At 32.4% G+C, this 3,732-nt stretch carries 5 protein-coding genes; 4 read left to right on the top strand and 1 reads right to left on the bottom strand.

Annotation, left to right across the window (positions count from 1 at the left end; translation table 11 throughout):
- The coding region (locus tag B3J44_RS13005; protein WP_286968808.1) for an amino acid permease at positions 1-809 on the bottom strand (809 nt) is incomplete at its 3' end.
- A gap of 262 nt (positions 810-1,071) precedes the next feature.
- Here B3J44_RS13005 and B3J44_RS13000 point away from each other — a divergent pair.
- The 4 genes from B3J44_RS13000 to B3J44_RS12985 form a co-directional block, all read left to right on the top strand.
- A complete protein-coding gene (locus tag B3J44_RS13000) occupies positions 1,072-1,959 on the top strand; it encodes a ComEA family DNA-binding protein (protein ID WP_286968806.1) in 888 nt (295 codons plus the stop codon).
- Between the two features lie 14 nt (positions 1,960-1,973).
- Positions 1,974-3,113 (top strand): acyl-CoA dehydrogenase family protein, encoded by a 1,140-nt coding sequence (locus tag B3J44_RS12995; protein ID WP_198857524.1) that lies wholly within the window; start codon positions 1,974-1,976, stop codon positions 3,111-3,113.
- A 145-nt stretch (positions 3,114-3,258) separates the two neighbouring features.
- Positions 3,259-3,453, top strand: a complete 195-nt coding sequence (gene rpsU / locus B3J44_RS12990; RefSeq protein ID WP_026730435.1) for a 30S ribosomal protein S21 — start codon at positions 3,259-3,261, stop codon at positions 3,451-3,453.
- Between the two features lie 88 nt (positions 3,454-3,541).
- Positions 3,542-3,732 (top strand): site-specific integrase (locus tag B3J44_RS12985; protein ID WP_286968804.1); only part of this gene is annotated, 191 nt, incomplete at its 3' end.

Below are 3,732 nucleotides of genomic sequence, written 5' to 3'. Positions count from 1 at the left end.
GCAAAAGGAACATCTTTTTTAGGATTGATAGCTTCTCCAGCTTGTGTAGAAACAGCATCAAAACCAACATAAGCAAAGAAGATCGCAGCAGCTCCAGAAACGATTCCTCCAATTCCGTAAGCATTGTGTGTAGTTTCTTTTTCAATAATCTGAGTTGCTTCAGGAATAAACGGACTCCAGTTTGCTGTATTAATAAAGAAAAGACCAGCAATAATTACAAAGATTACAGCAGATACTTTAAGAATAACAATTGCGTTATTTGCTTTAGCAGCACTCTTTGTTCCTTTAATAAGCAATGAAATAACTAAAAGAACAATCAAGAAAGCTGGAAGATTCATAGAAAAACCTTCTCCTGTGTAGCTTGCAGGATCTGTAGTTAACCAATCAGGAAGGTGAATGTGAAATATTTTTAGCAATTTGTTAAAGTATCCGGACCAGGAAACCGCTACAGTCATAGATCCCATTGCATACTCGAGAATTAGACCCCATCCAATAATCCAAGCAAAAACTTCTCCAATTGTACCGTAAGCATATGCATAAGCAGATCCCTCAACAGGTAAAATAGAAGCAAATTCAGAATAGCAAAGAGCCGCAAAAACACACGCAATACCTGCGATGATAAACGAAATTGCTAATGCTGGACCTGCATGATAATAAGCCCCAGTACCTGTAAGTACAAAAATTCCCCCACCGATAATGGCACCAACACCAATGGCAGTAAGACTCCATTTTCCTAGGACTCTCTTTAAATCACTTTTTTTCATATCGGCCTCAAAGGCTGATATAGGTTTAACTCTCCAAATTGACATATTATTTTATTGGTTTATTTGTTATTAAGTGCCAAATGTATTGTTTTTTGTAAAAAATAAAAACAATTATCATGTTTTAAGTTATAAAATCTTTGTTTTTTTTACAGTACTCGTAAGAAACTTTCTCTAAGTATTGACATTCATTAAACTAATTGGACTTTTATAAAAGATTCGATAATTTTTTAAAAACTACTTTTCTTACTAATTTCTATTATAAATTTGAAGGATTTTTCTTTCTTGTACAAGCAAAAATATTTTAGTTATGAATTTTAAGTTTTTCAATAAGTATTTTCATTTTACAAAACAGCAGCGAATAGGCCTTTTTATGCTCTTCATTATTATGATAGGATTGCAACTGTTTTATTATTTATCCGATTTTAATATTTCAGAAAGTAAAAGTTCTGAAAAAGAGCAATGGCTTGCTCTACAGTCAGAAATCGATCAGGAAAAGTTAGACAATAAAAAGGTAAGCCCAATTAATTATCTTTTCAACCCTAATTTTATTTCTGATTATAAAGGATACAAGCTCGGAATGTCGCTAGAGGAAATTGATCGACTAATGGCATTTCGGAAAGAGAATAAATATGTAAACTCAGCAGAAGAATTTCAAAAAGTCACAGGAGTTTCAGATTCACTATTAGATAAAATTTCTCCTTTGTTTAAATTTCCAGATTGGAAACAGAATAAAAATAATTATAGTGCTGAGAAAAAAGATTTTAGTATAAAAAGTTTTCCGAAAAAAGAAAAGCTTCCAATATTAGATATTAATGAAGCAACTCAAGAAGATCTGATTAAAATCTACGGAATAGGAGAAGGGTTGTCTTCTAGAATCTTAAAACAAAAAGAAATTTTAGGTTCATTCGTTTCAATGGAACAAATGAAAGATATTTGGGGGCTCTCTCCAGAAGTTGTCAATGAATTAAATGCTCATTTTAAAGTTGTAATTCCTTCAAATTTGAAGAAAATAAATGTAAATGAGGCTTCATTAAAAGAATTAGCTCAATTTTCATACTTCAAATACACACTCGCAAAACAAATAGTTACTTATAGAAGTATGAACGGAAATTTTAATAATATTGAGGATTTAGCAAAAATTAAAGATTTTCCTGTTGAAAAAGCAAAAATAATTAGTTTATATTTGGAGTTCTAAAAAGAAACTAACTCATGAACTTTGATTACAACGAAACACAACTAATGATTGCACAGTCTATAAAAGACTTTGCTGAAAAAAATATTAGACCTTATATAATGGAATGGGACGAAGCGCAAATTTTCCCAATCCAATTGTTTAAGCAACTTGGCGAGATGGGCTTCATGGGAGTTTTAGTTCCAGAAGAGTATGGAGGTTCAGGTTTGGGGTATCACGAATATATTACAGTTGTAGAAGAAATTTCAAAAGTAGATCCATCAATCGGGTTGTCTGTTGCTGCGCACAATTCTTTATGCACCAATCATATCTTAACGTTTGGAAACGAAGAGCAAAAGAAAAAATGGCTTCCTAAACTTGCTACCGCTGAATTCATAGGTGCGTGGGGATTAACAGAACACAATACAGGTTCAGATGCTGGCGGTATGAATACTACTGCAGTTAAAGACGGAGACCATTGGATTGTAAACGGTGCTAAAAACTTTATTACGCATGGTATTTCTGGAGATGTTGCAGTTGTGGTAGTGCGAACTGGCGAAAAAGGAGATTCTAAAGGAATGACTGCTTTTGTTTTTGAAAAGGGAATGAAAGGCTTTTCATCAGGCAAAAAAGAGAATAAATTAGGAATGAGAGCAAGCGAAACTGCCGAATTGGTTTTTGATAATTGTCGAGTTCCCGATGAAAATAGATTAGGAGAAGTTGGAGAAGGTTTTGTTCAGGCAATGAAAATTCTTGATGGCGGGAGAATCTCGATAGGGGCTCTATCTTTAGGAATTTCAAAAGGAGCGTATGAAGCTGCATTGAAATATTCAAAAGAAAGACATCAATTTGGACAGCCAATTAGTAATTTTCAAGGAATCTCTTTTAAATTAGCAGATATGGCAACAGAAATTGAGGCTTCAGAATTATTGCTCCATAAAGCAGCTTTTTTAAAGCAAAAGCATAAACCAGTAACCACATCTGGTGCTATGGCAAAAATGTATGCTTCAGAAGCATGTGTCAAAATTGCAAATGATGCTGTTCAAATTCATGGAGGTTATGGTTACACTAAAGATTTTCCAGTGGAAAAATTCTATAGAGATTCTAAATTATGTACTATAGGAGAGGGGACAACCGAAATCCAAAAGGTTGTCATTTCTAGAAACTTATTGAAATAAAGCATTTGGAAGACGAAATGAAGTTGGTAAATAGTAGTTTTCTTCCTGATTATAGGTTTTAAGTGAAAATAATTTAAAATTTATAACTCATAATTCATAATTAATATATACATTTGCAGCCTTAACGAGAGGAGGTGTCTATATTATGTTAATTATACCAATTAAAGACGGAGAAAATATCGATAGAGCATTAAAGCGCTATAAAAGAAAATTTGATAAAACAGGAACTGTTCGTCAATTAAGAGCACGTACTGCTTTTATTAAACCATCTGTTATCAAAAGAGCTCAAATTCAAAAAGCAGCTTACATTCAAGGCTTGAAAGACAGTTTAGAAAGTTAGTATTTAGCTTTTCAAAAATAATTACCGTTAGTGGTCAAAATGTTTTAATTTTGATACTAACGGTTTTTTTGTGCTTAATATTTAAATTATGAAAACAAATAAAGAAGCTTTTTCGGATTATCTTTTATTGGAAAAAAAATATTCTGTGCATACAGTTGGGGCTTACTTAAATGATATTGTGTCTTTTGGATCTTTTGTGAAAGAATCTTTTGATCAAGAGAGTATTGATTTGGTTAATTATAGTCAGGTAAGAAGTTGGATTGTTTTTTTGGTTGATCA

Source organism: Flavobacterium sp. UBA4854, from assembly GCF_002399805.1.
In the GTDB taxonomy this organism is placed as follows: Bacteria; Bacteroidota; Bacteroidia; order Flavobacteriales; family Flavobacteriaceae; genus Flavobacterium; species Flavobacterium ginsengisoli.
Note: the sequence above shows the minus strand (reverse complement) of the source record. Positions and strands in the feature narration are given on the sequence as shown.

What these genes read in the sequence shown, in the direction of transcription:
- B3J44_RS13000 (WP_286968806.1), top strand. Translation starts at nt 1,072, where the DNA reads ATGAATTTTAAGTTTTTCAATAAGTATTTTCATTTTACAAAACAGCAG.
- B3J44_RS12995 (WP_198857524.1), top strand. Translation starts at nt 1,974, where the DNA reads ATGAACTTTGATTACAACGAAACACAACTAATGATTGCACAGTCTATA.
- rpsU (WP_026730435.1), top strand. Translation starts at nt 3,259, where the DNA reads ATGTTAATTATACCAATTAAAGACGGAGAAAATATCGATAGAGCATTA.